Source organism: Rhizobium sp. SG741 (genome assembly GCF_012275435.1).
In the GTDB taxonomy this organism is placed as follows: Bacteria; Pseudomonadota; Alphaproteobacteria; order Rhizobiales; family Rhizobiaceae; genus Rhizobium; species Rhizobium lusitanum.
On the sequence record NZ_JAAZQP010000013.1, the window covers coordinates 70,392 to 96,217 of the forward strand.

The 25,826-nt window shown below is 59.9% G+C and carries 12 protein-coding genes and 2 pseudogenes; 3 read left to right on the plus strand and 11 right to left on the minus strand.

Annotation, left to right across the window (positions count from 1 at the left end; genetic code table 11):
• Positions 1 to 23 precede the first annotated feature (23 nt).
• From FHT29_RS27435 to FHT29_RS27445, 3 genes are all read right to left on the minus strand, one after another.
• Complete coding sequence (locus FHT29_RS27435) at positions 24 to 701, minus strand: peroxiredoxin-like family protein (protein WP_092574559.1); 678 nt, start codon at positions 699 to 701, stop codon at positions 24 to 26.
• 83 nt (positions 702 to 784) lie between these two features.
• Positions 785 to 1,555 (minus strand): enoyl-CoA hydratase/isomerase family protein, encoded by a 771-nt coding sequence (locus FHT29_RS27440; protein ID WP_168600570.1) that lies wholly within the window; start codon positions 1,553 to 1,555, stop codon positions 785 to 787.
• A 69-nt stretch (positions 1,556 to 1,624) separates the two neighbouring features.
• Positions 1,625 to 2,257 (minus strand): glutathione S-transferase family protein, encoded by a 633-nt coding sequence (locus FHT29_RS27445; RefSeq protein WP_037198179.1) that lies wholly within the window; start codon positions 2,255 to 2,257, stop codon positions 1,625 to 1,627.
• Positions 2,258 to 2,363: 106 nt separating this feature from the next.
• Here FHT29_RS27445 and FHT29_RS27450 point away from each other — a divergent pair, with 106 nt between their 5' ends.
• Together FHT29_RS27450 and FHT29_RS27455 are read left to right on the plus strand one after the other, a co-directional pair.
• Positions 2,364 to 3,239, plus strand: coding sequence for a LysR family transcriptional regulator (locus FHT29_RS27450; RefSeq protein ID WP_037198089.1), 876 nt, complete (start codon positions 2,364 to 2,366; stop codon positions 3,237 to 3,239).
• A gap of 70 nt (positions 3,240 to 3,309) precedes the next feature.
• Positions 3,310 to 3,794 (plus strand): annotated as a pseudogene (locus FHT29_RS27455) (DDE-type integrase/transposase/recombinase); the annotation flags it as partial.
• A gap of 97 nt (positions 3,795 to 3,891) precedes the next feature.
• On the opposite strand, the gene FHT29_RS27460 reads toward FHT29_RS27455, so the two are convergent.
• The 8 genes and pseudogenes from FHT29_RS27460 to FHT29_RS27495 all read right to left on the minus strand — a co-directional run bounded on the left by FHT29_RS27460 (position 3,892) and on the right by FHT29_RS27495 (position 23,844).
• Positions 3,892 to 4,377, minus strand: a complete 486-nt coding sequence (locus tag FHT29_RS27460; protein WP_052212772.1) for an Imm26 family immunity protein — start codon at positions 4,375 to 4,377, stop codon at positions 3,892 to 3,894.
• A complete protein-coding gene (locus tag FHT29_RS27465; protein WP_168600571.1) occupies positions 4,365 to 17,762 on the minus strand; it encodes a hemagglutinin repeat-containing protein in 13,398 nt (4,465 codons plus the stop codon). Before FHT29_RS27465 ends, FHT29_RS27460 begins: the two co-directional genes overlap by 13 nt.
• Before the next feature lie 88 nt (positions 17,763 to 17,850).
• Complete coding sequence (locus tag FHT29_RS27470; protein WP_051963754.1) at positions 17,851 to 18,456, minus strand: hypothetical protein; 606 nt, start codon at positions 18,454 to 18,456, stop codon at positions 17,851 to 17,853.
• Positions 18,457 to 18,461: 5 nt separating this feature from the next.
• Positions 18,462 to 20,240: a ShlB/FhaC/HecB family hemolysin secretion/activation protein gene (locus FHT29_RS27475; RefSeq protein ID WP_168600572.1), complete on the minus strand. Its 1,779-nt coding sequence runs from the start codon at positions 20,238 to 20,240 to the stop codon at positions 18,462 to 18,464.
• Between the two features lie 20 nt (positions 20,241 to 20,260).
• Positions 20,261 to 20,938, minus strand: a complete 678-nt coding sequence (locus FHT29_RS27480) for an invasion associated locus B family protein (protein WP_168600573.1) — start codon at positions 20,936 to 20,938, stop codon at positions 20,261 to 20,263.
• 420 nt (positions 20,939 to 21,358) lie between these two features.
• A pseudogene (locus FHT29_RS27485) lies at positions 21,359 to 21,535 on the minus strand (DUF1778 domain-containing protein); the annotation flags it as partial.
• A 52-nt stretch (positions 21,536 to 21,587) separates the two neighbouring features.
• Positions 21,588 to 22,796: an MFS transporter gene (locus FHT29_RS27490; RefSeq protein ID WP_047563200.1), complete on the minus strand. Its 1,209-nt coding sequence runs from the start codon at positions 22,794 to 22,796 to the stop codon at positions 21,588 to 21,590.
• Between the two features lie 58 nt (positions 22,797 to 22,854).
• Positions 22,855 to 23,844, minus strand: coding sequence for an AraC family transcriptional regulator (locus tag FHT29_RS27495; protein WP_210255561.1), 990 nt, complete (start codon positions 23,842 to 23,844; stop codon positions 22,855 to 22,857).
• 577 nt (positions 23,845 to 24,421) lie between these two features.
• On the opposite strand from FHT29_RS27495, the gene FHT29_RS27500 reads away from it, so the two are divergent.
• Positions 24,422 to 25,747, plus strand: a complete 1,326-nt coding sequence (locus tag FHT29_RS27500) for an ABC transporter substrate-binding protein (protein ID WP_037198074.1) — start codon at positions 24,422 to 24,424, stop codon at positions 25,745 to 25,747.
• Positions 25,748 to 25,826: the final 79 nt, after the last annotated feature.

The window sequence follows — 25,826 nt, forward strand, 5'->3', positions numbered from 1 at the left end:
CAGGGTGTCATGGGTCGAATGGATCAGGCGGCGGCGCGGCTGGCTGCGAGGCGGAGCGCCGGCAGCATGTCTTCCGGTTCCGGACGGCGGGTGTAGTCCGGGTTCACCTCCGCGTAGAGGATGACGCCATCTTGGCCGACGACGTAGCGGGCCGGCATCGGCAAGGTCCAGCTCGGATCACCGTTGAAGGCCGGAAGGTCGTTTTTCAGCGACTTGTAGAGCTCGACCAGGTAATCCTGCATTTCGAAGCGCAGGCCGAAGGCGGCGGCCACGTCGTTGTGTGGGTCCGACAGAATCGGGAAGGTCAGGTTGTTCTGGCGCATCGACTTGCGGCTGTTGACATGGTTCTGCGGCGAGATGGCGACGAGTTTCGCGCCGAGCGCCTCGAACTGTGGCAGCGTTTCCTGGAGCGCCTGGAGCTCCATGTTGCAATAAGGACACCAGACGCCGCGGTAGAAAGTGACCACGAGCGGGCCGCGCGCCAGAAGATCGGTCGAGGAAACGGTGTTGCCCTCGGGATCGGCGAGGCTGAAGGCCGGCAGCGTGTCGCCCGCCTTAAGGGCCTGCTCGGCCGCGCCGGAGGCGATTAGTTCGGCGGTGGCGCGGTGCATCGTCTCGATCACCGAATAGGGAACGTTGTAAGGCGGCTTGCCGGCTTCGAAGTCAGCCTTGAAGGCATCAAGCTTGGACTGCAGCGTCATCGTCATTCTCCAATGAGTTCTGAACTTTGAGCGTGCCGAGCTTCAGGGGTCGCCCTGAAGCTCGGCGATGGATGAGGGAGTGATCAGCTATTGGCGGCCACGGAGCGGGCGACCTCGGCAGCACTGATGCCTTCAAGCGCCAGACCATAGCCCGCGCCTTCGTCGATGATCCGGCGCAGCTTCTGCGTCAGGGCGATGCGGGTGTAGCGGCTGGTCAGCGGCGGCAGGGCGGCAAGACCCTCGGCGATCTCATGGGCACGGGCCAGAAGGCGATCGGCAGGAACGATCTCGTTGACTGCACCCCAGTCCTTCGCAGTCTGTGCATCAAGCACCTGGCGGGTGAGGATGAAATGGCGGCCGCGGATACTGCCGATCACTTCCGGCCAGAGCAGGTTGACGCCGTCCCCCGGCACGATGCCGAAGTCGAAATGCGGCTTGTCCTGGAAGACCGTTTCCGGTGTGGCGAGGATGATGTCCGTGAGCAGCGCATATTCCGAATGCAGGAGGACGGGACCGTTCAGCGCGGTGATCATCGGCACCTCGATGTCAAGGATGTTCATGAGGACCTTTTTGCCTTCGCGCAGGATCTTGTCGTAGCCGCGCGGCGAGAAGAAATCGAAGCCATCGGGATTGATCGCATCCATGAAGGCATCGCCCGAGCCGGTCAGGATGACGACGCAGTTGTCGGCGTCGGAACCGACCTGGTGGAAGAGATCGACGAACTGCTCATGGGTGTGGCCGTTGAAGACGAGCTTGCCGCCGTCGGTATGGAAGGCGATTTCGAGGACGCCGCTTGGCGAACGGGTCAGGCGGGCATTCGGGAAGCTGTTCTTGTAGGTGTCGAAACGGGACATGGGGATACTCCTTTGTGTTGGGGTCTTGCGGTCGGGGTTGAAGAAGAAGCGGGACAGGGAGCGCATGGGTCAGGCCACAGAAGTCGGGGCTTCGGCCAGCGCCTCGACGCGGGCTATGGCGCGCTGGACGGCGGGGCGGGCGGCCACGGTCTCGTACCAACGGGAAAGGTTCGGGCGCTCGTCGAGCGTCAGGCCGGGGAATTGCCGGCGCCACAGCCAGCCGAAATGGGCAATGTCGGCGATGGTGAAGGCGTCATCGGCCATGAAAGATTGACCCGCCAGCTTGCGGTCGAGGATGCCGAGGATGCGTTCGGCTTCCTTTGCGAAACGCGCTTCGGCGATCGGCTGCGGTGCCGGCGATGAGCGCATGAAGAAACCGGCATTGCCGAAAGCGGGGCTCAGGGCCGAGGCGTGAAAGAAGAGCTGTTCGAAGACACGGGCGCGGGCCTCGCCGTCGCTTGGCAGCAATTTGCCGGTCTTTTCCGCAAGGTGAACAAGGATCGCGGCGCTCTCCGTCAGCACGAAGCCATCGTCCACCAGAACAGGCACCTTGCCGTTCGGATTGAGCGAGAGAAATGCGTCTTCCTTCTGCTCACCCTTGCGGACATTGACCGCCTTCAGCTCATAGGGAAGGCCGAGTTCCTCAAGCACGATCGGCACCTTGACGCTGTTGGGGGTGGCAAAGGCGTAGACTTCAATCACGTTCGTCTCCATCGGATTGTGTTCGCTGGAGAGAGTTATGACCATTCCTGGATACTTGCGGCAGACTTCTTGAGGCGATAATGCTTATTCCAATGGAGAATGAGTGATGGACAGATTGCAGGCGATGACCGCTTTCGTGCGTGTCGTGGAAACGGGATCGTTCTCACAGGCCGCCCGCCAGATCGGCGTCGGCCAGCCCGCCATCTCGAAGACGATTGCGCAATTGGAGGAGCGACTTCAGGTTCGCCTGCTCATCCGGTCGACGCACGGCCTCTCGCCAACCGACGCCGGAGTTCGCTTCTATGAACGAGCGAAGGCGGCGATCCATGCAGCGGACGAGGCGGAGCTGGAAGCCAAGGGGGCCGGTGCCGGGCTGTCGGGCCGACTTCGCATCTGCGCCGCCACCACGTTTGCGAGGCTCATGGTCATTCCGCGCCTGCCGGAGTTCTTGGCGATGCATCCCGATCTCGACGTGGATATCGTTCTCGACGATCGGGTGATCGATCTCGTGTCCGAAGGCATCGACATCGCGCTGCGCATGGGTGATCTCGCAGACTCGTCGGCCGTAGCCCGCCGTCTGGCGACTGGTCGGCGGTCGGTGGTGGCGACACCTGCCTATCTTGAAAGACATGGCGTACCCCTGGTGCCTGCCGATATCTCCGCGCATCAGGCGGTGGTCTATACTCAGCTCGGCCGTAGCTGGACCTTCCGCAGGGCTGGAACCGAAGCGTCCGTCGCGGTCTCCGGGCGGGTTCAAGTCACCGCAGCCGAAGGTATTCGCGCCGCGGTTAAGGCCGACATGGGGCTCGCCGTCACTTCGGACTGGATGTTCTGGCCCGAACTGCTAAGCGGCGAGGTCGCGCGCGTGCTTGAAGATTGGGAGCTTCCGAACATTCACCTCTGGGCGGTCTTCCCAACGGGACGCCTCGCCAGCGCCAAGGCGCGGGCGTTCGCTGACTTCGTGGAGCAGGTGGTCGGGTAAGTTGAATCCCCATCGGGGCGGATTTGCCGTGCGAACCTTCGCCAACGAGATCCTCCAGCCCTTATCTGGGCGGCTAGGCGACAAATCGCATCTCGACGAAGCCGTCGTTTCGATCCGTGGGAAGAGGCACTGGCCGTGGCACGCCGTTGATCAGGACGGTTTCGTTCTCGATGTTCTGGTGCAAAGCCGCCGCAACGCCAGGGCGGCCAAACGTCTGATGCGCAAGCTGTCGAAGGGGCAAGGCCGTTCGCCACGGGTGATGATCACCGACAAGCTTCGCTCTTATGACGCTGCAAAGACCGAGATCATGCCAGGTGTCGAACACCGATCTCACAAAGGCCTCGACAATCGGCAGAGAATTCTCACCAGCCGGTCCGGCGAGGAGAGCGGACCATGCCGCGCTTCAAGTCACGAGGCAACCTGCAACGCTTCGACTCTACCCACGATCCGATAGCCAACCTGTTCCATATCCCATGCCATGACATCACCTCCAGCCGTCATCGCGAGCTGCGCGCCGGCACAATGGACCTATGGGTTAAAATCACCCCGGCATGATGGACCACAGAAACCCGTCATCCGCTCTTGTCTTGTGACCCTTAAGTTTACGATACCGCTCAAGCGGCAGGGAAATATTAGCTATATGTCTCTGAGACTAAATGTAGTCGCGCTCAACTCGATAATTCTTCTCGATCATCTCAATTAAGAGCGGCGCACTTGGTAATGACGGCCCTCTTGGGTACTTCTTCTCTCCTTTGGTCAACGGGCGGTGCACCTTCCATTGCGTTCCGCCAGCCCAGAAAAACCACATCGTTTCATCACCCTTAAGATTGTTCGTCGACCGAAAGGTTGGAAACGCAGCTAGGTGCTCAGAAACGGCGACGTTCGCAACAAGCTGGAATAACCCTTGCCGAACTGCATCCTGTATCAGAAAGGTCGTAATGAACTGCGGCTCCTTGGCGACAATTTCTGTGAAATCCTTCGGAGGTTTAGGAAAGAATTCCCGAAAAATGGCTACGACGAATTTCCATTTTGGATGTGTGTGAGTCACTTGGCCGTAACAAATTCCTTCGGATGTCAAAATTTGAAATATATCGCCGATCTTTACAGTTTTCCGATTCAACATAGCTATTTCGCCCATTGGTAGTCGACACTATCGAGCAACTCTTTGCCACGAATAAGCGATTGTTCATAGGTTGTTGGGTTTTTCGTCGCGGATATCGAATTGATCTTATTCAGCAACGTTCCACCGTCTTTGCCTAGTCCGTAGTAATTGATCAGGGTTTGCTCAACGGCTCTCGCATCCGAACGCGACAGATTATCGAGGCCATCGATTTGCTCAATGCGGATTCCTTTCGTCCGTAGATGCTCGGCGCCTCTACGGGCTACATCATCGGTAATTCCAACGTACCGCGTGGTTCCGTCAACAACACAGCTATAAACGCAGGTTTTGCCGCCTATCGTTACTGTATTTATGGCATCAGTGCCGATAGACGCTCGCTGTGCGGCGGCAATATCGCGATAGATTTCACCATTTGGACCAACGATGACGACGTTGCCCGCATTGTCGATGACACGAACATATTTTTCAGGCAGGCCAGCGACGCTATCCGGCAAGATGCCCGCAATGTCTCCAATAATGGTCTTGGCATTGCCCCAGCCACCCCAGGCGATGGCGCCGAGCATGATCGGATCGCGAATGATGCTGGCTATTTGAGCTTTCGAACCTGTCAGCAGGGCTTTGGCTGCATCGCTCTTCAGCGTGGACTCTATATCACCGAAGTCCTGACCGTTTTGCGCATCATTGCTGTCTGCGTATTTCCAGGCGTCCAGGAACACCATATGTCGATCGAGAAGCGACATCTCATCGGGCTCGCCATTCCCTGCGAGGGCGGCGTCGAGATACTCGGCCGCAGCTATCCGCAGATCGGTGCGAGCCTTGACGCAGTCGGCCGAGGAATTTCCGACGCAATCGGACAGCTTCTTGTCACGATTAACCGATAGAGTTTGGAGCTCTTCTTTGTGCTTACAAGCTGGAGAGCCAGGATCACCGGACTCCTCACAAGCGGCCAGTGTGCGAGCGAACTCCTCACGCTCTTTATGCGTCAGATAATTGTACTGATACTGTGCAGCCCCATAGGAGGCACCTTCGCCGCCGCCGACAGCGCCTGCCGCCAGGGCAGACAGGCTCTCGCCGAGCAGGGCGGCAAGCGTCTGCTTGTCCTGAGCGGACAAGGTGCTGTCCTTCAGCATGCCCTTGACGAGATCGGCTATAGCCGGTGTCAGCAAGGCTGAGGTTGCAGCACCGGCAGCCCCCTTGAGCGCACCCTCCCAGCCATTGACGCCGCCGAGAATGCCGGCGCCGATCGTGTGCAGCAGCACGCGGCCGGCTCCACCCTCCTTCCAATAATCCATTCCAGCCTGGTCGCGGCCCTCCGCAGCCTGCCGGTAGAATTCACTGGCAATATCGCCCACCAGCCCTGCCATGGTGGCCTGCGCCGCCTGCAGATCGGCCTGGGTCTTGTACTGCTGGCGCAGGATATTCTGCAGATCCGGCAGGCCGGGCAGCGAGGTGTTGGTGTTCTCGGTATCGCGGCGGATCGTGCCGATGTCCTGCGTCTGATGCGCGGGATCGGTAATCGTGATGCCGATATTGCCGCCGATGGCCGAATAGGCCTTGCCGGTCTCCTTCTCGCCGGCCTTGACGGGTGGAGCGATGGTGAGCCCGCCGGTGCCGATTCCGCCGCCATAGGTTTCGGCCTTCCAGGTCGAATGCGTGTCGATATCCGCAACCGTCAGGGTGCCGGTGGAGAAGGAGTTCTTGTCCGCCGTCGCTTGGCTGGTAATCAGCCCGCCGACAAGCGAGGTCTGGCCGCCGACATCGATGTTGAGGCCGCCGGTGCCTGCATGAATGCCTGACTGTTCGGAGACGAGCACCGCGTCGCCCTTGGCCTTCTGCACGGTGCCGGAGGCGCCGGTATTGCCAAACCCGATCTGCCCGGAGACATTGAACTGATCGGCCTCGGCCTTCTGCGTATCCAGCTGGCTTTCGATCGTCAGGTTCTTGACGTCGATCGCAACCGAATTGCCGACAACCGTCGCCCCCTTCAGCGCGAGATCGTTGGTGACGATGGTGACATCGCCAGTGCCATTCACATGCGTGTTCGTATGGCTGGTGCCGGAGGTTTCCGAACCGCCCTTGCCATAGGAAGCGTTGACCCCGATGCCGGTCTCCGCGCAGCCATTTTTTGTAGTGCAGCCGAAGTTGACGCCGACGCCGGCGCTCCAAGATTTGTTCGAGCTGGTCGAATCCGACGTGCCCGTGGCGGCATTGAGGTTGATGTCGCCATTCGCTGCCGACAGGAAGATATCGCCGGTCAGCGGGTCGCCCGAGATCGTCGGGATGCCGTTCTTGTCGTAGCCGGCGAGGATCTGCGCGCCATCGCTGGTGATGGAGCCCTTCTCGGCCTCCATGGTAATGGAGCGACCCGCGCGAATATTCGTCACGACCGGGGTCGAGGACGACGAGGACCAGCTGTTTTCCTGATGGCTGACGCCGGCGTTGATGCCGATGCTGAAGGAAAGACCGGTTCCAACCTTCGGATCCGCGCTGGTAAGCCCCTCATATGCGCCCTTCAGCCCCTTGAAGCCCTCGTAGAAACCGAGGCCGGCAATGGCGGTATTGGTCACCGCATTGACTCCGCCGCTGTCCGAAAGGCGCTCGGCCGAGTTCATGATGCTCTCAGCCGCCTTGCCGATCTGGCTTGTCACCGAGATGGTCACACCGGCAAAGGTCTTCTCATGCACCTCCTCGTAATTGGTGACGTCGTTGGCCGAGAGCAGATTGATATCGTTCTTGGCAAAGAGATTGACGTCGCGCTCGCCAGAAGCGCTGGTCGCCTGCAGGTTAACATTGTTGCCTGCCGAGATGTTGAGATCGCGGCCCGCCACCAATGTCGATACCGCATTGGTATCGGACTGCTGCGCCTTGCTGTCCTTGGTCGACTGCGCGCCAATCCCGATCGAGAAGCCGCCATTGCCGGCGGAAAGTGCAAGACCGAAGCCGGACTTCTTCTGCTGTTCGGACTGTGACGAGCTTTCAGCGCCCGGGGTGACATTGACGTCTCGCGCCGCCGAGAGATTGATGTCGCGATCGGCATTGACCGACGATCCCATGATGTTGAGATCAGTTGCCCTCGCAGTCAGGTTAACGTCCTTCCCGGCCGTAAGCTGTGAGCCGACGTTATCCGTGGAAGATTGCTGGCCCTGCTTTTCGTTCTTGCCGTAGAGCGAGATAAAGCCGCCGCCCGAGCCAACGAAGAGGCCGGAATCCTTGCGCTTACTGTCGGACTGGTGGTTTTCCTGCGCGCCGATGATGCTGACGCTCTCGCCGGAGACATTCAGCGAGCCATCGGCATTGACCTTCGAGCCGACAATGGCTGCCGCCTTGCCGGCATCCAGATTGACATCGCCCGAGGCTGAAAGCTGCGACCCGATGGTCGTCTCGTTATAGCCGTCATAGCTCGAGCTGCCGCTGCGCAGGAAACCCTTGCGCTTGGCGCTATCATGCTCGGTCTCGGTGTCCTTACCAGCGGTGACGATCAGATTGCCGCCGGTCTGGACATTCAGGTCTGCGACATGCGTATCGTCGCCCGCCGTCACCTTCGAGGCGGAGACCGTAGTGTCGCCGCCGGAAATGATCGTCACGCCGTCCTTGCCGGAGAGGGACGAGCCAGCCGCCGTCGTGGTTTCCAGATGGCCGGAGGCATTCTCCTTCGTCGAACCAAAGAACCCGCTCTTCTTGCTGGAGCTCTTGACGTCGAGGGTAGCGCTATCGGTCGCTTCAGCGATCGTGACGTTCTTACCGGCCTGCAAGCCAAGCTTTCCGTCGGCATCCATCGTCGAACCGATGACGTTGATATCGTTCTTGGATTTCGCGACGAGATCGCCACCGGCCGTAATGGTCGAGCCATTATGCGTCAGCTCGGATGAGGCGTTTTTACCGAAGCTCGACTTCGACTGGTCCTGCGATGTGGTGACGTTAATATCACCGTTCGAAGTGAGGCCGACATCACCCTTGGCTGTCAGATCCGAGCCTGAGATCAGAACACCGGTATTGGCATTGACCTGAAGGTTGCCGTCGGCCGAGAGCTGCGACGCCTGCTGATCGGTACCTGATGTCTTGGTGTAGCCGTCATCGGTGCGTCGGGCGACATCGGTGGAGACGATGTTGACCGCGCCATCCGTGGCCTTGACCTTGAGATCGCCGCCCGACTTTGCGGAGGAGCCGATGATGTTGACGTCGTTGTTGGCGGCAATGGTAAGATTGCCGCCGGCGGTGACGCGCGTGCCAGTCGCATTCTGCTGGCCGCCATTGTCGACCTTGACAGCAGCAAGAGTGACATTGTTGCCGGAAAGCTGGGCTGAGCCGCCGGCGGCGATCTTGGCGCCCTGTGAACTCAACGTGCCGCCCGCGGCGATCTGCAGGTTGCCGCCAGCCGACACGCCGGCATTGGTGTTGACGACATTCTGACCGCCGATGGTCATCGTCTGTGCGGCAAGTGTAATGCCATTGGTGGCATTGAGATTCATGTTGCCACCGGCCAGGAAGGTGCCGCCATTGGCTTTGATCTCGGTCGCATTGATGGTCATGCCATCCGCTGCGGCAATCGCACCGGAATTGTTGACGGAGCCGGCATCGATGCTGACGCTGTTGCCGGCGATGACGGCGCCGCCTGCGTTGACCTTCGCCTTATCGGCGGCCGAGAGATAGACGACCGGCACCAGCACCTGCGCGCCGTCGACGATCTCGATTTGGTAGATCACCATCGACTGGGTCAGCGATGCGGCCTGCTCGGGCGTCAGTGCCTGCCCGAGAGCAAGCCCGTTCGCCTCAGCATAGGCAACGCCATTGTCGAGCAGCGTCTTCATCTGGTCGGTGGCGTTGTTGCCGGGGATGAAGGATCCCGCGCCAAGACCATCGCCCACCAGTTGCCGCATCTGCTCGTCGACCATCTGGTTGTCGAAATAGGCGTCGCCGAGGAAGGGAACCTTGGTCTCCGGCGTATAGCCGACACGGTCGATGAAATAACTCGAGCCGTAGAACTTCGATACGTCGAGGAAAGCCGCCCGTGTCTCGAACAGGAAGACCTGGCCCGGCACCGTGCCACCGACACCGCCCGATTGCGGCTTGGCAAGCGAGGCGAGCTCCGCGCCGTTGACCTGCAGCACCTGGGCAAGATTGCCGCTGTTGCCGAGAGCTGCGGTGAGCTTGCCCATCAAGCTGTTCGGGTTGATCACGGCGCCGCCGGTAGTCAGGGTATTCGAGCTGATCGAAGGGCCGCTGGCGAGCGTCACGCCGTTGCCGCTCACCGAAGCGCCGACGGCTGCCGATAAATTATTGCCGCTGATCGACGTGCCGCCACTTGCCGTCAGGCCGTTGCCGTTGATCGTTGGTCCGTTGCCGATAGTTGTGGTGCCATCTGCGATCGCCAGGCCGTTTGCGACGCTGGCACCGCCATTGGCCGCGACCCCCGCCAGCGCGGCATTGACGTCGAACAGGGCGCCGCCCGCCGTCATGCCATTGAGTGCCGAAAGCGGATTCCCAGGATTGCTGAGGGCGGCAAAGCCCGCCCCTCCCGACACCGACCCCGATGCGGAGCTGTTGTTGATTGCACCGAACGCGAGACTGAGTGCACCGGCCGCCTTGATATTGCCCGACGCGCCGCCAATCACCTGCGAACTTGAGACGATCGAGGTGCCATTGGCAATATTGCGCGATGGATCGGCGGAGCCATTGGCATTGTAGGCGGTGCACGCGCTTTCGGCGCTGCAGGTCAGCGTGGTCGTGCGATAAAGCGCAACGCCCTCGTTGGTAAGCGTCGATCCCTTCAGTGTTGCATTACCGCCGGCCTCGATCGAGCTGTAGGAATTCGTGAGGTTCGTGGCATCGATTGTGAGATTGCCGCCGGCCCGGATCACGGCCTCCGCGCTCAGCGGTGCCGTGAACCGATCCTCATATACAGATTGGCTAATATTGGCGCCGCCGTCCCAGCTGTAGGTAGTGCTGGCATCGGAGCCGCCGTTGATTACTTCGTCGACAATGAAATAGCGCGAGGGATTGTTGGGATCGAGAATAGGATTGCCGTTGGCATCCTTGGGTACGCGAGCCTTGATCCAGTCAAAGATCGGCCGCACCTCTGTCGGGCCATTGCCGCTGACCCAGGTCCAGGCGTGATAGGAGGTGCCGTCGGCAAGGGTTGCGACCGAATACAACAGCGGCTGGTAGTCGGAAAACTGCCCCGGATCGACGCCCGCATAGAGCTGGAACATATTCTGATCGGTCGATTCCAGATAGGCGAAGGGCTGGCCGGCGATCGCTGGATTCAGCACGAAGGTGCCGACAACCGCGCCGGAGGAAACCAACTGGCCTGTCACCCAGCTTGGCGTGGCCGACCGCCGGTTGGTGAGATTCGCGGTGAGGATCGACATGTCACCACCGGATTGAATGAGACCGGACACATTGGTGACCGCAGCATTGCGCTGACCGGCGGTGGCTCCCTGGATGGTCAACCCACCATTGGCGACAATAGCGCCCTGGTCGTTGGTGAGTATGCCGCCGACGAAGAGGTTGGCGTTGTTGCCGGCGAAGACGAGGCCGGAAGGGCTGTTGTAGAAATCGCCTGATATGTTGAAGGTAAGGCTGTTGCCGGCAGCGAGCTGACCGGTATTGGCAAGCGACGGCAGGCTGAGCGTCAGGTCGTGCGCGGCAAGTAATGCGGTATTGGCGTTTGTCGTCAAACCTGCGGCGGAGATCGAGATATCGCCGGAACCACCCGCATTGGTAACAGTGCTGACTTGCGCGTTGGAGAGATCGGCACTGCCGGAGAGGTTGAGCGCCAGGCCGCCGAAGACGAGATTGCTGCCCGACAGGTTGGCCGAGGATGCGTTGACGATCAGCGTGCCGCCGCCCGCTATGCGGCTGCCTCTGGTGCCGGACAGATCCAGCGCACCGGTGTTAAGCGTCAGATTGCCGCCGACGCGGGTAGTGCTCGTGTAAGCAATGGCGCCAGGCGCCGTGAGCGTGGCGTTGCCAAGGCTCTGCAGGCTGGAATAGCCGATGTTCTGCGTTGCACTGGCAGCAAGACTGCCACCTGACAGCAACGAGTTGGCGTTGATGCTGCCGTTCGAGGCGGCAAGCGTCATCGTGCCCGAGCGCTGCAGCATCAGGCTTCCGCCAGCCGCGGCATTGGTGGCGGCAAAGTCGACGCCGGAAACCAGCGTATCGATCGTCATCGACCGGGCGGACAGATTGGCATTTCGGCTGGCAAGCGACTGGCCGGTAAGCGTGATCGCATTGCCGGCGGCGATCGTCAGGTCGCCATGGGCGACCGCATTGGCGCTGACATTGTTGGCAGCATTGGCCGTGATGCTGCCGGCCGCCATCAGGCTGTTGACGGCCACGTTGCCGGAGGTGGCTGTGAGAGAGAGATCGCCTGACTGACCGAGGACGATACTACCAGTGGCGGACTGGCTGGTCGCGGCAAAATCGACGCCGCCGACAATGACATTGCCACTGATGCCCGATCCGGTGATCGAGACATTGCTTGCGCCGAGAAGCTGGCCGTTGATCGCAACCGCGCCGGGATTTGCGGACGAGCCGATCGAAACGGCGCCGTGGCCCGTAATATTGCCCGCTGTGAACGCACTTGCCAGCACATCGAGATTGCCGGCGACGATCAAAGTGCTGGCAGTGGCACTTCCTGCATTGATGTCGAGATCGCCGCTTGCTCGAAGGGCGATGGCGCCGTTTGATGATTGCGCGGTGGCAGCAAAGTCGACACCGGCAATGACTTGACCCACCTGGACGGTCTGGCCGGAGATCGAGACGTCGTTGGCGCCGAGGAGCTGGCCCGTGACGTTGACGCTGCTGCTGCCGGCTAGGGTGATATCGCCATGTGCTGTAACGGCGTTGGCTGCGATGGTCGCGGCTTGCGCATCGATGCTGCCGGCAGACAATAGGGTCTGCGTGGCAATTTCTGCAGTGGCGGCAAGGTTCATGCCGCCGGACGATCCGAGCACGATGCTGCCACCGGCGGCATTGGTCGCGGCAAAGTCGATGCCGGAGATCAGGACAGGCGCACTGATGCTGCCGCCGTTTATCGTGAGATTGCCTGCGGCAAGGATCTGATTGTTCACATCGACATTGCCGATAATGCCGACTTTGCCATGCCCAGTGAGGCTGTCAGCCTTCAGACTAGCCGCGCGGATCGCAACATCGCCGGCCGAAAGCATCGTCTGAGAGACGATATTGCCGGAGGCGGTCAGGTTGAGGGCGGCGGTCCGGCCGAGCACGATATTGCCGCCCGCGGCATTGGTGGCGGCAAAGTCGATGCCCGAGATCAGAACAGGTGCGCTGATGCTGGCGCCATTGAGAGTAAGGTCGCCTGCAGCCAGGATCTGGCTCGTCACATCGACGTCGCCGGTAATGCCGACGTTACCGTGACTGGTGATGCTATCGGCCGTGAGATTGGCCGCCTTCGCCGTGACATCGCCCGCCGACAGTATCGTGCCGGCAGTGGTGTTGCCGGAGATGGTGAGATACGTGTCGCCGGAGCTGGCAAGCTTGATATTGCCGCCATTCGCCTCGGTCGCCGCAAAATCAACGCCGGAAACGAGAAGGCCGGCATTGAGGCTGTTTGCGTTGATCGCGAGATCGCCGGCCGAAAGCACCTGGCCGCTGATATCAACTCGACCGCTTGCGCCAGGGCCGCTGGCCTTGAGATCAGTTGCGCCATGGGCGGTCAAGCTGGCCGCCTTGAGATTGGCGCCCTCGGCGGTGAGACCACCGGCCGACAGCAGTGTGCCGACGGTGATATCGCCCGTGGAGATCAGCGAGACGTCACCGCTTACCGTCTGGACGATGTTGCCATTGGCAGCTGCTGTTCTGGCAAAGTCGACACCGGAGACGATGGTGCCGGCGGTGATGCTTTGGCCCGAAATGGCAATATCGTTACCGCCAAGAATCTGGCCGCTCACATCTACGCCGCCGGCATCCGTGCTGGAAAGCGTGATCTTCTTATGGCCGGTGACTGCATCTGCGGCGATCGATGTCCCGCTGGCATTGAGATTGCCGGCCGCCTGCAAGCTTGAAGCCGCCGCACCGCCACTGACTGATACCGTCAAATCGCCAGCCTGACCGAGAACAATATTGCCTCCGGCGGCATTGGTGGCGGCAAAGTCGATGCCGGAGACGACCGTCTGGGCGGACAGGCTCTGACCGGTGATCAGGACATTCCCCGCACCGAGAATTTGACCGGCAACGGTGGTCGCGCCATCGAGCGTGACAGCGCCGTGCGCCGTGACGCTGTCAGCGCTAATAGTCGAACCGGCGGCACTGAGATCGCCAGCCGAGAGCAGCGTGCCAGCATCGACCTTGCCGGAAGAGGTCAACGAAACATTGCCGCTTGTCGTCTGTAAGATGTTGCCGTTGGCTGCGGCTGTTCTTGCAAAATCGACGCCGGAGACGACGGCGCCGGCCTTGATGCTCGAGCCGGAGATGCTGACGTCATTTGCACCGAGAATTTGACCGTCAACTGCGGTGGTGCCGGAAAGTGCAATATTCTTGTGGCCGGAAATGGTGTTGGCAGAGATATTCCCGGCCTTTACATCGATGGCACCAGCTGCCTGCAGGGTCGACGCCGCAACAGCGCCATTGACTGACACAGTCAAGTCGCCGGCCTGGCCGAGAACGATATTGCCACTGGCCGCGTTGGTGGCGTCGAAGTCGATGCCACCAACGACCGTCTGGGCGGACAGGCTCTGGCCCGTGATAAGAACATTCCGGGCCCCAAGGATTTGGCCGCTGACGTTGGTTGCACCATCAAGGCTGACGTCGCCATGGGCCGTGACGCCATCAGCGCTGATGGTCGAACCGGCGGCACTGAGATCGTCGGCCGACAAAAGCGTACCGACGGTAATATTACCCGAAGACGTCAACGAAACATCGCCGCTTGTCGTCTGGACGATGTTGCCGTTGGCGGCGGCCGTGCCGAGGAAATCGACGCCGGAGACGATCGTCCCAGCCTTGATGCTTGGTCCGGAGATGTTGACATCCCCTCCACCAAGGATCTGGCGATCAATTGTCGTGGCACCGGCAAGGGTGACATCCTTATGGCCGGTAATGGCATCGGCAGTGATGGTCGCGCCACTGATATCAATGGCGCCGGCCGCCTGTATGGTCGGCGCCGTAACCGCACCGTTCACTGACACAGTCAGATCCCCGGATTGGCCGAGAACAATATTGCCGTCGGCCCCATTGGTGGCGTCGAAGTCGATGCCGGAGACGATCGTCTGGGCGGACAGGCTTTGACCAGTGATCAGCACATTGCCAGCGCCGAGAATCTGGCCGCTGACATCCACGCGACCGCTTGCGGTCGTCGTGCCGGTCGCACCGTCAAGGGTGACATCGCCATGGGACGTGACAGTGTTGGCGGCCACGGTCGCACCGCTGGCAGAGAGATCGCCAGCCGACAGCAGCGTGCGGGCGTCGATGGATCCGCTTGAAGCAAGTGTCAGATCGCCACTTAACGCCTGAACGATGGTTCCGTTCGCCGCTGCCATTCTGTCGAAATCGACACCGGAGACGATGGTACCGGCCTTGATGCTGGAGCCGGAAACACTGATATCGCCGCCACCAAGGACTTGACTATCGATGTCCACGCCACTGGTTGCGCCGGAAAGGGCAATGTTCTTGTGACCGGTGACCGCGTTGGCGGAGATCGATGCCGCATGGGCGTCGATGATACCGGCTGCCTGTATGGTCGGCACAGCAAGGGCGCCATTGACCGCGATGGTCAAGTCACCGGACTGACCAAGAACGATATTGCCCCCTGCCGCATTGGTGGCATCAAAGTCGAGGCCGGCGACGACCGTCTGGGCCGACAGGCTCTGGCCGCTGATCAACACATTGCCAGCGCCAAGGATCTGGCCACTGACATCCACGCGACCGCTCGCGGTCGTCGTGCCGGAGGCGCCTTTAAGCGTCAGATCACCATGCGACGAGACATTGCCGGCGGTGATGGTCGCGCCGCTGGCATCTAGATTGCCTGCCGACAGCAGCGTGCCGGCGCTGAGCAGGCCAGAGGCGGCGAGCGTCAGATTGCCGGTTCCTGTTGCCGCCGGGCCAAGGGCAATGCGGCCGCCCGCCGCATCGGTGGCAGCGATGTCGACACCCGAGACGATGGCGTCGGCCGCGATAGTCGAGCCGGAGACGCTGACGTTGCCGGCGCCGAGGATCTGGCCGGTAACGGCAGTGGCGCCGGAAAGCGTGATGTTCTTATGGCCGATGATGCTATCGGCGGTGATGGTCTGGCCGGTGGAATTGATCGCGCCGGCCGCCAAGATGGTGCCTGCCTGAATCGCGCCAGCGCTGTCGTTGATCCTCAGATCGCCGCTACTCGCCACCACGATATTGCCGCCAGCCGCCTTGGTCGCTGCAAAGTCAACGCCGGACGCAAGAAGACCGGCACTGACGCCATTGGCGTTGCCGTTGATGGTGATGTTGCCGGCTCCGAGCAATTGGTTGGCGACACGGACGCCACCATCTACGCCGACATTCCCGTGACCTGTCAGAGTGTTTGCCTGTAGCAGTGCTGCCCGAACATTCAGATCACCGGCCGACAGGAGCGTGCCGACGACGATATTGCCGGTCGTGGCGGTCAAATCGAGCGTGCCGACCGGACCGACAGCGAGGGTACCGCCAGCCGCATTGGTGGCGGCGAAGTCAACGCCGGAGGCGATGGCGCTTGCCTGAATGGCAGCCCCAGAGATCAGGATATTGCCGGCGCCGAGGATCTGGCCGCTCGCGTTGGTCGATGCGTTGACAGTGATCGCCCCATGCGACGTGATGTTGCTTGATGTCAGCGAGGCTGCGGTCGCCGTGAAATCACCGGTAGTCTGGATGTTACCGGCCACCATATTGCCGGTCGCACTCGTGTTGAGTCTTTCAGCCGACAGCAGATTACCGGTAGTAATATTGCCGCCCGTCGCCGTCAGGCTGAGATTCCCGGCCGAGCCGAGCACGACATTGCCGCTCGGGTCGGCGCTGGTGGCAGCAATATTGATGCCCGCGACGACCATGCCGGTGGACACCGACCGGCCGCTGGCGCTGACATTGCCTTGCGCCAGTACGTTACCGGCAACAGCAATGTCGAGGCCGGCATTCAAGGCGATCGTCTGGTTGCTTAGCAGCGAAGCAGCCGAGATCGAACCGGCCGTGGCGGTCAGAGTGAGGTCGCCGGTGCTGTTGGCCGCGCCCGCTATCGCGATATCACCGGAGGTGGCGACAAGCGCCGCTGCACCGTTACCAGCCGTCACGCTGCCAGCCGCAATGCCGCCGCCCGAACTCATCTGCACGGTGGTGCCGCTGTTGATGTCGCCTGACACGCTCAAGAGACCAGCACCACTTGTCAGAACAATGTCACTGTCGGCAGCAACTGATTGCAGCGTTATGCCTTGATCGGCCTGGACCGCCGCCTTTTGCTTCGACGTCACCTTGGCAGCAGTAACCATGCGCTTCGAGGTGATGCTCACGCCATCGCGACCGGACGCATTCCCGATCGAGATCTTGCCATCCGCCGATAGCGTCAATTCCCCGGCATTGGCGGCCATGTCGCCGCTCATCTTGACGCCGGCACCCTTCTCGGTGACGACGACCTTGATACGATCTGCCTGCATAGCACCGAGGGCTGAGCCGTCGATCGCATATTCCGGTGTGCCAGAGGTCGCGGTCAGCGCGGTGGCCTCGCCGGTGGCATAGTTATATTGGCTGGCGCCACCCGTCAGCCGGATGGTTTTGCCGTAGATCGGCGCATTCACATGAATGTTGCGCGAGACGACGTCGAAGAGGTCGACAGCACCCGGAGCGGCTGCAAAATTCCCCCCTGCCCCCTCGAACGTTACATCGCCGCCGTTGACGGTAAAGCCGGTCAGGCTGCCATCGGCGCCGATATTGGGGACGCCCGTCGTCAGCGTCGCATGCGGCGTGTTGATGAAGCCGCAGCCGGCGCATGTGATTCCGTTGGGGTTCGCTATGATGACGTCGGCTTTTCCCCCGAAGACTTCGGTGGGGCCGTTCAGCGCCGAGCGATTGCCGCTGGTGACCTCGTTCAGGATCACTGAGGCCGGGTTGGAGTTGTTGAGGTTTGGGTTTCCGGGCGTGGCCCCGCCGAGGTTCGACGTGCCAACTTCACCGTTGAAATTATTTAGGATTAGGCCCGGCGCACCGACATTAAAGTTGTCATACTTGTTGTGCGACAGGCCCGCCGCGTTCGGCGCGACGATATCGACCAGCGGCACGCCATTCGGCGCCGCGCCGACGCTCGGCTGATTGGCTAATGGTGCCGATCCAGCCGCAGAGACAGACTGGGCATTCGCCAGTATCGGCTGGAAGACAAGCAACGCACTCAGCACCGTCGCAAGCGATTGCTGGGTGAGTCTACCCGGTTGATCAATCTTTTTCGACAATCCGTGTCTTCCGTTGCTCATCTTCTCGTCCACTTCCTGGCACTGTGGTCTTGCCCTTATCGGGTGTCCCTTGCGACGACAGAATTTCCTACTTCTGCATGAGCCACGTCTTTACGCTGCTGACGAACTTGTCGGAGAGCTCATGGGCGAGAGCATCCTTCTGCCGGGAAACCTGTGCCGCGTTAATTGCCATGGCGACAAAGACGCCGATGTTCCCTTCGCCACGCACGCCCTTCTCCGAAACATAGACAGTCGTTTCGGCTATGAGACGTCCAGTCTTTGCATCCTGAAGGCGGACTGATCCCGACATACTGCTGTGGTTATCCAGGATGATACGGCCGGCATTGCTGGCGAGATCGACCATGCCCAATGTCACGATAAGCTTCCCGGGTGTTTTTCCACCGGGCAGACCTTTAAGTTCACGATTTAGCGAAGCCTCGAGGGTCTGCACCACTTTCGACAGCTGCGGATCGGGCTTCTTCTTGTCAAAGAATCCGCCCATGTTGACGTCTGGAGCAGTCTCGAGCTGAATCTGCGTGATGGACGAACTCCGCAATGCCGTCACCAGCCGAGGATCCGCGGTCTGGCAGGCGCTGACGATCGCCGCCAGCGCGAAAACCGCAAGCAGCTTCACGTTGTGCACAAACCGCTTTGGGGTATTTTTGAATACAATTATTGACACGTGACTCACCATCTCCTTCACCACCTCACTGACGTACTGACAAACAGAAGCCCGGAGTCGCGGCGGTTAACCGTGCCGCCAAAGACATCCGAATAACCCATATCGAAGTTGACATTGCCGCCGGCGAGCTTGGCGCCGACCGTCCAACCGAACATGTCGCCACCCGCGATCTGGTAGCGAGCTTGCCGTGCGATCCGCCCATAATCGAGACCCAGATAGGGGCGGAACTCGCCGAGGATCTTCGCAAGCTCAGCATTCTCGGAAAAAGGTTGCGTGCGCCAGACGAGATCGTTGCGGACGAAGAAGCCGTTATTGCCGTAAAGCATGGTCTCGCGCGTGCCGCGCACAGAGGAATAGCCACCGACCGAGATCTGCTCGGCCCCGAACATATTATCGGGCGAATATTGCCCGGTGACGATCGAGTTGATCTCGAAGCGCTGGCTGGCGAGCTCGAACGGCCGGGTCATGGTGATCGTGCCGGTGAACTTGGAGAAGCGAGGATCGGCGTCTCCAGCCCCGACATCGCCGGGCGCGACCGCATCAAAGAGATCGAGCCCCTGGCTATAGGAGAGATCGAAGACCCAAAGCCCGCCCAGCATGCGGCGGGAATGGGAGATGCCGAGATCGCCGACCGTGTACTTGCGGCTGCCGACCTCTATTCTGTTGCCGAGCAGGAAATTGTTGGTTTCCTTGTAGGTCAAGCCTGTGTTCAGGGTGGTGATCGAATCCTTGTCACGGAAGATCACGCGATCGGCGCCGATGCCAACCTGTTTGCTGGTACCAGACGTTTTCAGCGGCCCGAAATTGCCGGGAACCGAACTGTCATAGCCATACCAGGAACCATTCAGCGACAATGTCCAGTAGCCATAGGGCACGCTGACATTGCCGGAATAGCTGTTGCTCTTGCCCACGCCATCGTTCCGCCAGGGATAATCCGGGCCGCTATGCTCGTACGAAAAGTTCCATTGATCGTTGATGCCGAACAGATTGTCATAGCCAACCGTGGCCGAGGACTTGGAATACCCCGTTTGTTCCTGCCCGAGATTGCTGTTGCCGAAGGAGAGATGCCACCGGTGGTCCGGCTTGTTCTCGACATTGAGGATCGAGGTGCCGTCGGTCTTGCCCGGCAGCATCGCGGTCTTGGCGTTGTTGGACGAGAGGCGGTTGATCTGGTCGAGACCCTGTTCGATGTCGCGCAGATTGGTGATCGCACCCTTCATGCCGGGAAAGGCCGTTGCCAGCACGCCGGAACCGGGGGCCGGTTTGCCGTTGATGTAGATGTCGGACAGCGTGCCTTCGACGGCGACCAGGCGCAGCGTCTTGGTTTTGGCAATGTCCTGCGCCGGCACGTAGACACGCGAGCTCACGAATCCCTTGTCGAGGTAGAGATGCGTCAGGTCGCGCAGCAGCCCGTTGATCTCACTGAGCCCGACGCAACGGTTCGCATAACCTGCGGTCACCTTGTCGATGGTGGCGGCCGGAAACTGCTTCATCCCCTCGACCTCGACATCGGTGATCTCAAAGCATGGACCGGCCTTCTGGCCGCCTGATGTTGCCGGTTGTTGAGCTTCGGCCTGTGTGGGCCTCGGCGTCATTCGGCCCAAGGTCTCCAACCGCTGTTGTTCGGCTTCCTGCGCCTGACGGCGCGCGAAGTCGTCATTCGGCGATTGCTGCGCGACAGCCCGGGACGAAGCCAGGACTACCGACAGCAATGCGCCGGCAAACGGCACAACGAAAGACGACTTCGAAAAGCCTTGGCCGCTCTGCAGAGGAGACGGCCTTAAAGCCAGTGTCATGAGCGATTCCCGCCGTCCGCTTACTTCGAGGCGGGCTTCTGCAATGCGTCCAACGCCGCAGACAATCCCTTCAACGAGAATTTGATGTTGACCTTCTGGCCATTCATCATCTGCACGTGACCGGTGCCATCAGTCGCTTTGGCAAGTGCTGACACCATCTTGCCGTCCAGCTTCTGTTGCGCCCAACAGCCAGCCTGGTTGCAGTTGCGGTAAGCTAGTTGCACGATCGGCTTGTCACTTGCATCGATACCGATGCCGGCAGGCAGATACATGTTGAGCGGTACAAGCGTCGTCAGAAACAGCTCATTTGGAGGCTGCTTCGCTGTCTTCTTGTCTGCGGCGGCGGGAGCCGGCGCCTTGGCGACCGCCAGCGTCAATATGTTGACGTCCTGGTCGCCCTGCTTGACCGTCGCAATTTGCGCGACTTCGCAGCTCGTCGTTGCCGAGCCGTCCGCAGCTTTTCCATCGATGCAACGATAATACCAGTCGTCGAATTTCTGAACCCGCGCTTGAGGTGCCGGCTGTTGTTCGCTCGCCGCGGCAGCGGTCCCTTCAGCGGAACCAGTACTTGAAGGCGTATTGGCAGCCGCGGGTGTAGGCTGTTCTTGCGCGATTGCGGAAAATGCAAACAGCGGCGAGGAAAGGAACACAACAGATGTCAGGGTCTTGAAGGAGAGGGACTTATTCGCGCGGGACATACAAAACTACCCAAAGTCAAAGCCATTCGCTTGAGCAAGGCGCGCCCTGCTCAATCGGCATGTCGGTCAAAATTCATGAAGATGCACCTGAAAGCGGTGTAGCCGATCATGGGCCTAATCCGCTCAATAGCATATTCCTAAAAAAGTACAGCGAAAAGTAGCGTCCACATAGGCTCTTCACACGCTCGTTTTTCGATATGAGTGTAGAATCTGCAACACGAACGTTCAGTAATTGAATAAATTTGAGTGCGTAATACGCGATGACGCGGCTTCCCCCACACCCGACAAAGGTACGCGACGTGCCACCTGCCCGATTGGTGCGAGCGCGGCGACGCAGCCGGTCATCCAGGTCAGGGACGTTGGAATTGAACTCTGCCAACTCGTGATGACCGGCCAGTGGGATGGGTGCGTTGAGAGGCACGCCTCATCCCACGGCGCTTTGGTTGACATGGTGCGTCTCAAGCGCTCATTGGGCTGCGTGGGCGCATCCAGTCGGGCAAGGTATTCGGCATAGATTTCGGCGCTGACCGTGAATATGGTAGGATTAAGCAGCGCCTCCTCGCTGCGGCGCCCTGAAGCCTCTAGCATGAAGTCCGTTTATCGCATCGACATGCAGATTGACGTCTGGTTTCTCCGCCGGAAGCTAAGCTCAACTGCGGGGTTGTAGCAGCGCCAGCGCTAGGGTCGATGCGCCAAGCGCAGCAGTTAGAGCCAAGGGTCCAGTGGCGCCATAAGTGTCTACGACATAACCGCCGACAACGGCGCCGATGGTGATAGCGACTTGGAAGGAAACGACCATCAGACTGCCCGCTGCTTCCAGCGCATCAGTCGCTGCGCGGGATAAGTTGGTTGGCAGCACCACAGGAGCCATGCCAAAGGCAAAACCCCAAAGCGTAGCGAAGCCGAACGCAACGCCGATGTGGGAACCCCAAAGTACCAATGCGAGCGCCGCAAATGCCATCAATGCGGACGTGACTGCGAGAGCCATGTGGATATTGGCGTCGGCCATGCGACCGCCTGCGATGTTACCGATGACCGCAGCGATGCCAAATCCGAGCAACGCCAGAGCAATTGGGCCAGTTGTGAGGAGGGTCACATGTTCGAGGAAGGGGCGGACATAAACCGAGCCGGCAAAATGCCCTGTCATCAGCACAAGAATAGCAAGCATACCGAGCTGAACCCCACGACGCCGAGTTAGCCTGAAGACATCGGCAAGACTGTTGCTTGTCGTTGCAGGCAAAGTCGGCAGGCTGAGTAGCTGCAGCAGCATGGCAATCGCGGCCAGTCCTGCGGTAATCGCCATGGCACTGCGCCAGCCCAACCAGTCACTGATCAACGCCCCCATCGACGGTGCAGCGATGGTAGCGAGTGAGACGCCGAGGGTGACGATAGCCATGCCCCGACCTGTTGCATTGGCGCCCACCAGTCTCGCGACGACTGCAACTGAAAGTGCCCAGAAAGAGCTGATAGCGATACCCAGCCCCGCTCTGGCCAACAATAGTATCCAGAAATCGGTCGCCACCGTCGCCAGGATATTGGAGCCGATTGCCAGGGCGCTGAGACCAACCAGCACTGTCTTGCGATTCAATCTTCCGATAAGAACATTACTCAACAAGGCCGTCACGGCGCCTACGGAGGCCGTCGCGGTGACGACCTGCCCGGCGGTTCCCTCGCTGATGCCGAGATCGCGTGCCATCGGTGTCAACAGGCCTGCCGGCAGAAATTCGGCTGACACCAGCGCAAAGCTGGTTGCTGCCAGCGAAAGAACCGCGAACCAGGTATTCGCGCTCCATGCGACCGGCGCGATAGCATCAACGTCCTGCGCCGCGCCATCAAGCTGTATTGTTGTATCCGTCATTGAAGATCTCCAAGGTTTGGATACCCTCATAGACCAATCCGTTCGGATGAAATGTATCTTATAATCCGAAATTAATGTCTATTCGTCCGGAATTTGTGCGACGCACAACACCCGGCGAGACGTTCGTGATGCGCTTGAACGCGCGAGCGAAGGATGCTTCGGATTCATAACCCAAACGGGCCGCGACCTCGGCAACCGACATACCATTTTGGCCCAACAACTCACCGGCAAGCTGCATGCGAAGACGCGCGAGATAACGTGCCGGTCCTTCCCCCAATATAGCGCTGAAGCGCTCGGCGAAAATCGAGCGTGATTGACCTGCCAAGCCGGCGAGGCTTTCGAGGGTCCAGTTATGGCCAGGGTCTCGGTGCATGGCCGCGAGGACGCGGCCGATATGAGGGTCGCGGATGGCGGCAAGCCAGCCTGTGGTCGAGGCACCAGTGCAATGGACCCAACAGCGAATGAGCCGGGCTGTCAGCAGGTCGGCCATTCGTGACAAGATAGTGGCACTGCCCATTTGTGGCTGCGCCGCCTCCGCCGTCATAGCCGCTAGCAAGGGTCCCACAATTGGGTCATTGCCGGCCACGTCGCAGCCCTTGATGATCGCTGGCATCAGCGTGATCAGAGGGTTTAGCGCACAAGCTCCTAGGGCCATGGAGCCGCAGAAAAGAGTGCTTGCCGCGCCAGTTCCTTCTCTCACCACTTCGCACACGTTGCTCCCCAGATTGGTCACCTGGCAACCATCGAGCGAGTCCCCGACAACATCCGGCGCACTAGCAAGCCGATGAGCGGTGCCTTGCGGAAGCAGCACCAGATCGCCCTCGCGCAACTCTTGCCAACCCTCTGCTTCGGTATGGATCCAACATGGACCTTGGCTGACAAAGTGAAAGCGAAGAAACGCTTGTTGCGGAAAAGCGATGCTCCACGGATGTCGCAGCTCGCAGCGACCATAGCTGACTCCGCTTAGGCGAAAGTCTTGCAAAACTTCGCTCAGCGCATCCATCGGAATGTGTGAATGTGAAGATGCTTCGGATGAATTGATAGGCATTTCACCAATATATATGCCGAACGTCCGGCAGGCAAGGGAAACAATCACTTTGCACCACCGCCTTGCTGTTGAACTCCATATGAAACTCGTCCGATTTCTGTTTCACGGCAGCCCGTAATTGATTCGAAATAGCGAAACACTTCAGGCGCATTTCTGCCTGCGACCGTCAGCACCAAATGGAAACCCAGCTCCTGACTTCGCAACGTTAAGTTTACGATGCCGAATTCGCTCTTATTCGTCGTTTATCTGGCGCCGGGATGAGAACCGCACCGCTCGATTGTTCTCAGGCGGAGCGTACGGTTGCAGGCGCACGCGCCGGTAGGGCCGGAAGCAATCCAAGCGGGAGAGAGACGCCCCCGGCAACGACAATTGGGATCCGGCCGAAGAAGACGACCGGGTGCGTCCCGTACACATGTGCACTGCAACAACGATTGTCACTTGCAATGTTTATAAAAATGTCTATCACTAAACATATTGCTAAACATGAAGATTGGGGAGCTCATGTAGGCATTCTCTGAAAGTGGTGAGCTTGCACGTCGGCAGGGAACCGGCCGGCCTTTAGTTCTGGGAGGAACTTATGCAAAGGAAATCGAAAGCTCTTATCGGGTTGGCCTCGGCATTCATCATGTCGTCAGCGCTGCCCAATCTCGCAAAAGCCGACCAACTGACACTCTGCTGGGCTGCTTGGGACCCGGCGAACGCGCTTGTCGAACTCTCAAAAGATTTCACTGCCAAGACCGGCACCGAAATGAAATTCGAGTTCGTGCCCTGGACGAGTTACGCGGACCGCTTCCTCAACGAATTGAACTCCCACGGAAAACTCTGCGACCTGATCATCGGTGACAGCCAGTGGATCGGCGGATCAGCGGAAAACGGTCACTACGTCAAGCTCAATGACTTCTTCGACAAGGAAGGCATCAAGATGGATGACTTCGTGCCGGCGACGGTGGTGGGCTACTCAGAATGGCCGAAGAATACGCCGAACTACTGGGCGCTGCCTGCCATGGGCGACGTGGTCGGCTGGACCTACCGCAAGGACTGGTTCGAGCGGCCGGAACTGAAGAAGGAATTCAAGGAAAAGTATGGCTGGGATCTCTCGGCGCCGAAGACCTACGACGAGCTGAAGCAGATTGCCGAATTTTTCCAGAAGCGTCAAATCGACGGCAAAACCGTCTATGGGGCGTCGATCTACACCGAACGCGGCTCTGAGGGCATCACCATGGGCGTGACGAACGTGCTGTACGACTGGGGTTTCCAGTACGACAACCCGGACAAGCCCTATCAAATGCAAGGCTTCGTCAATTCGCCCGATGCGGTGAAAGGTCTGGAATTCTACAAGGCACTCTATGATTGCTGCACCCCGCCCGGTAGCTCCAACGTCTACATGGTCGAGTCCGCCGATGCCTTCAAATCCGGCCAAGTCGCAATGCAGATGAACTTCGCCTTTACATGGCCAGGCCTCTATAAGGACGAGAAGGTCGGCGGCGACAAGATCGGCTTCTTCCCCAATCCTGCCGAAAAGAAGCATTTCGCTCAGCTTGGCGGACAGGGCATCTCCGTCGTCTCCTATTCCGACAAGAGGGACGCCGCTCTGCAGTACATCAAGTGGTTCGCCCAGCCTGAAGTCCAGGCTAAATGGTGGAAACTTGGCGGCTACTCCTGCCTGAAATCGGTTGTGAACGCGCCGGACTTTGCCTCCAGCCAGCCCTATGCCCAGGCGTTCCTGGACTCGATGGCAATCGTCAAGGATTTCTGGGCCGAGCCGAGCTACGCAACTCTCCTCCAGGATATGCAGAAGCGCGTGCATAATTATGTCGTGGCCGGCAACGGCACCGCTCAGGAAGCGCTTGATGGGCTGGTGAAGGACTGGTCGGAAGTCTTCAAGGACGACGGCAAGATCTAGTGTTCAAGTTGACGCGGAACATCCTTGCCAGAACGGCGGCCCGGCTCGCCAAGACTGCCGGGCCGCCTGATGTCTCACA

Bases quoted from the DNA above. Each gene is read 5' to 3' on its own strand.
- FHT29_RS27435 (WP_092574559.1), bottom strand. From the start codon at position 701: ATGACGCTGCAGTCCAAGCTTGATGCCTTCAAGGCTGACTTCGAAGCC.
- FHT29_RS27475 (WP_168600572.1), bottom strand. From the start codon at position 20,240: ATGACACTGGCTTTAAGGCCGTCTCCTCTGCAGAGCGGCCAAGGCTTT.
- FHT29_RS27440 (WP_168600570.1), bottom strand. From the start codon at position 1,555: ATGTCCCGTTTCGACACCTACAAGAACAGCTTCCCGAATGCCCGCCTG.
- FHT29_RS27495 (WP_210255561.1), bottom strand. From the start codon at position 23,844: ATGCCTATCAATTCATCCGAAGCATCTTCACATTCACACATTCCGATG.
- FHT29_RS27450 (WP_037198089.1), top strand. From the start codon at position 2,364: ATGGACAGATTGCAGGCGATGACCGCTTTCGTGCGTGTCGTGGAAACG.
- FHT29_RS27490 (WP_047563200.1), bottom strand. From the start codon at position 22,796: ATGACGGATACAACAATACAGCTTGATGGCGCGGCGCAGGACGTTGAT.
- FHT29_RS27480 (WP_168600573.1), bottom strand. From the start codon at position 20,938: ATGTCCCGCGCGAATAAGTCCCTCTCCTTCAAGACCCTGACATCTGTT.
- FHT29_RS27460 (WP_052212772.1), bottom strand. From the start codon at position 4,377: ATGGGCGAAATAGCTATGTTGAATCGGAAAACTGTAAAGATCGGCGAT.
- FHT29_RS27470 (WP_051963754.1), bottom strand. From the start codon at position 18,456: ATGGTGAGTCACGTGTCAATAATTGTATTCAAAAATACCCCAAAGCGG.
- FHT29_RS27500 (WP_037198074.1), top strand. From the start codon at position 24,422: ATGCAAAGGAAATCGAAAGCTCTTATCGGGTTGGCCTCGGCATTCATC.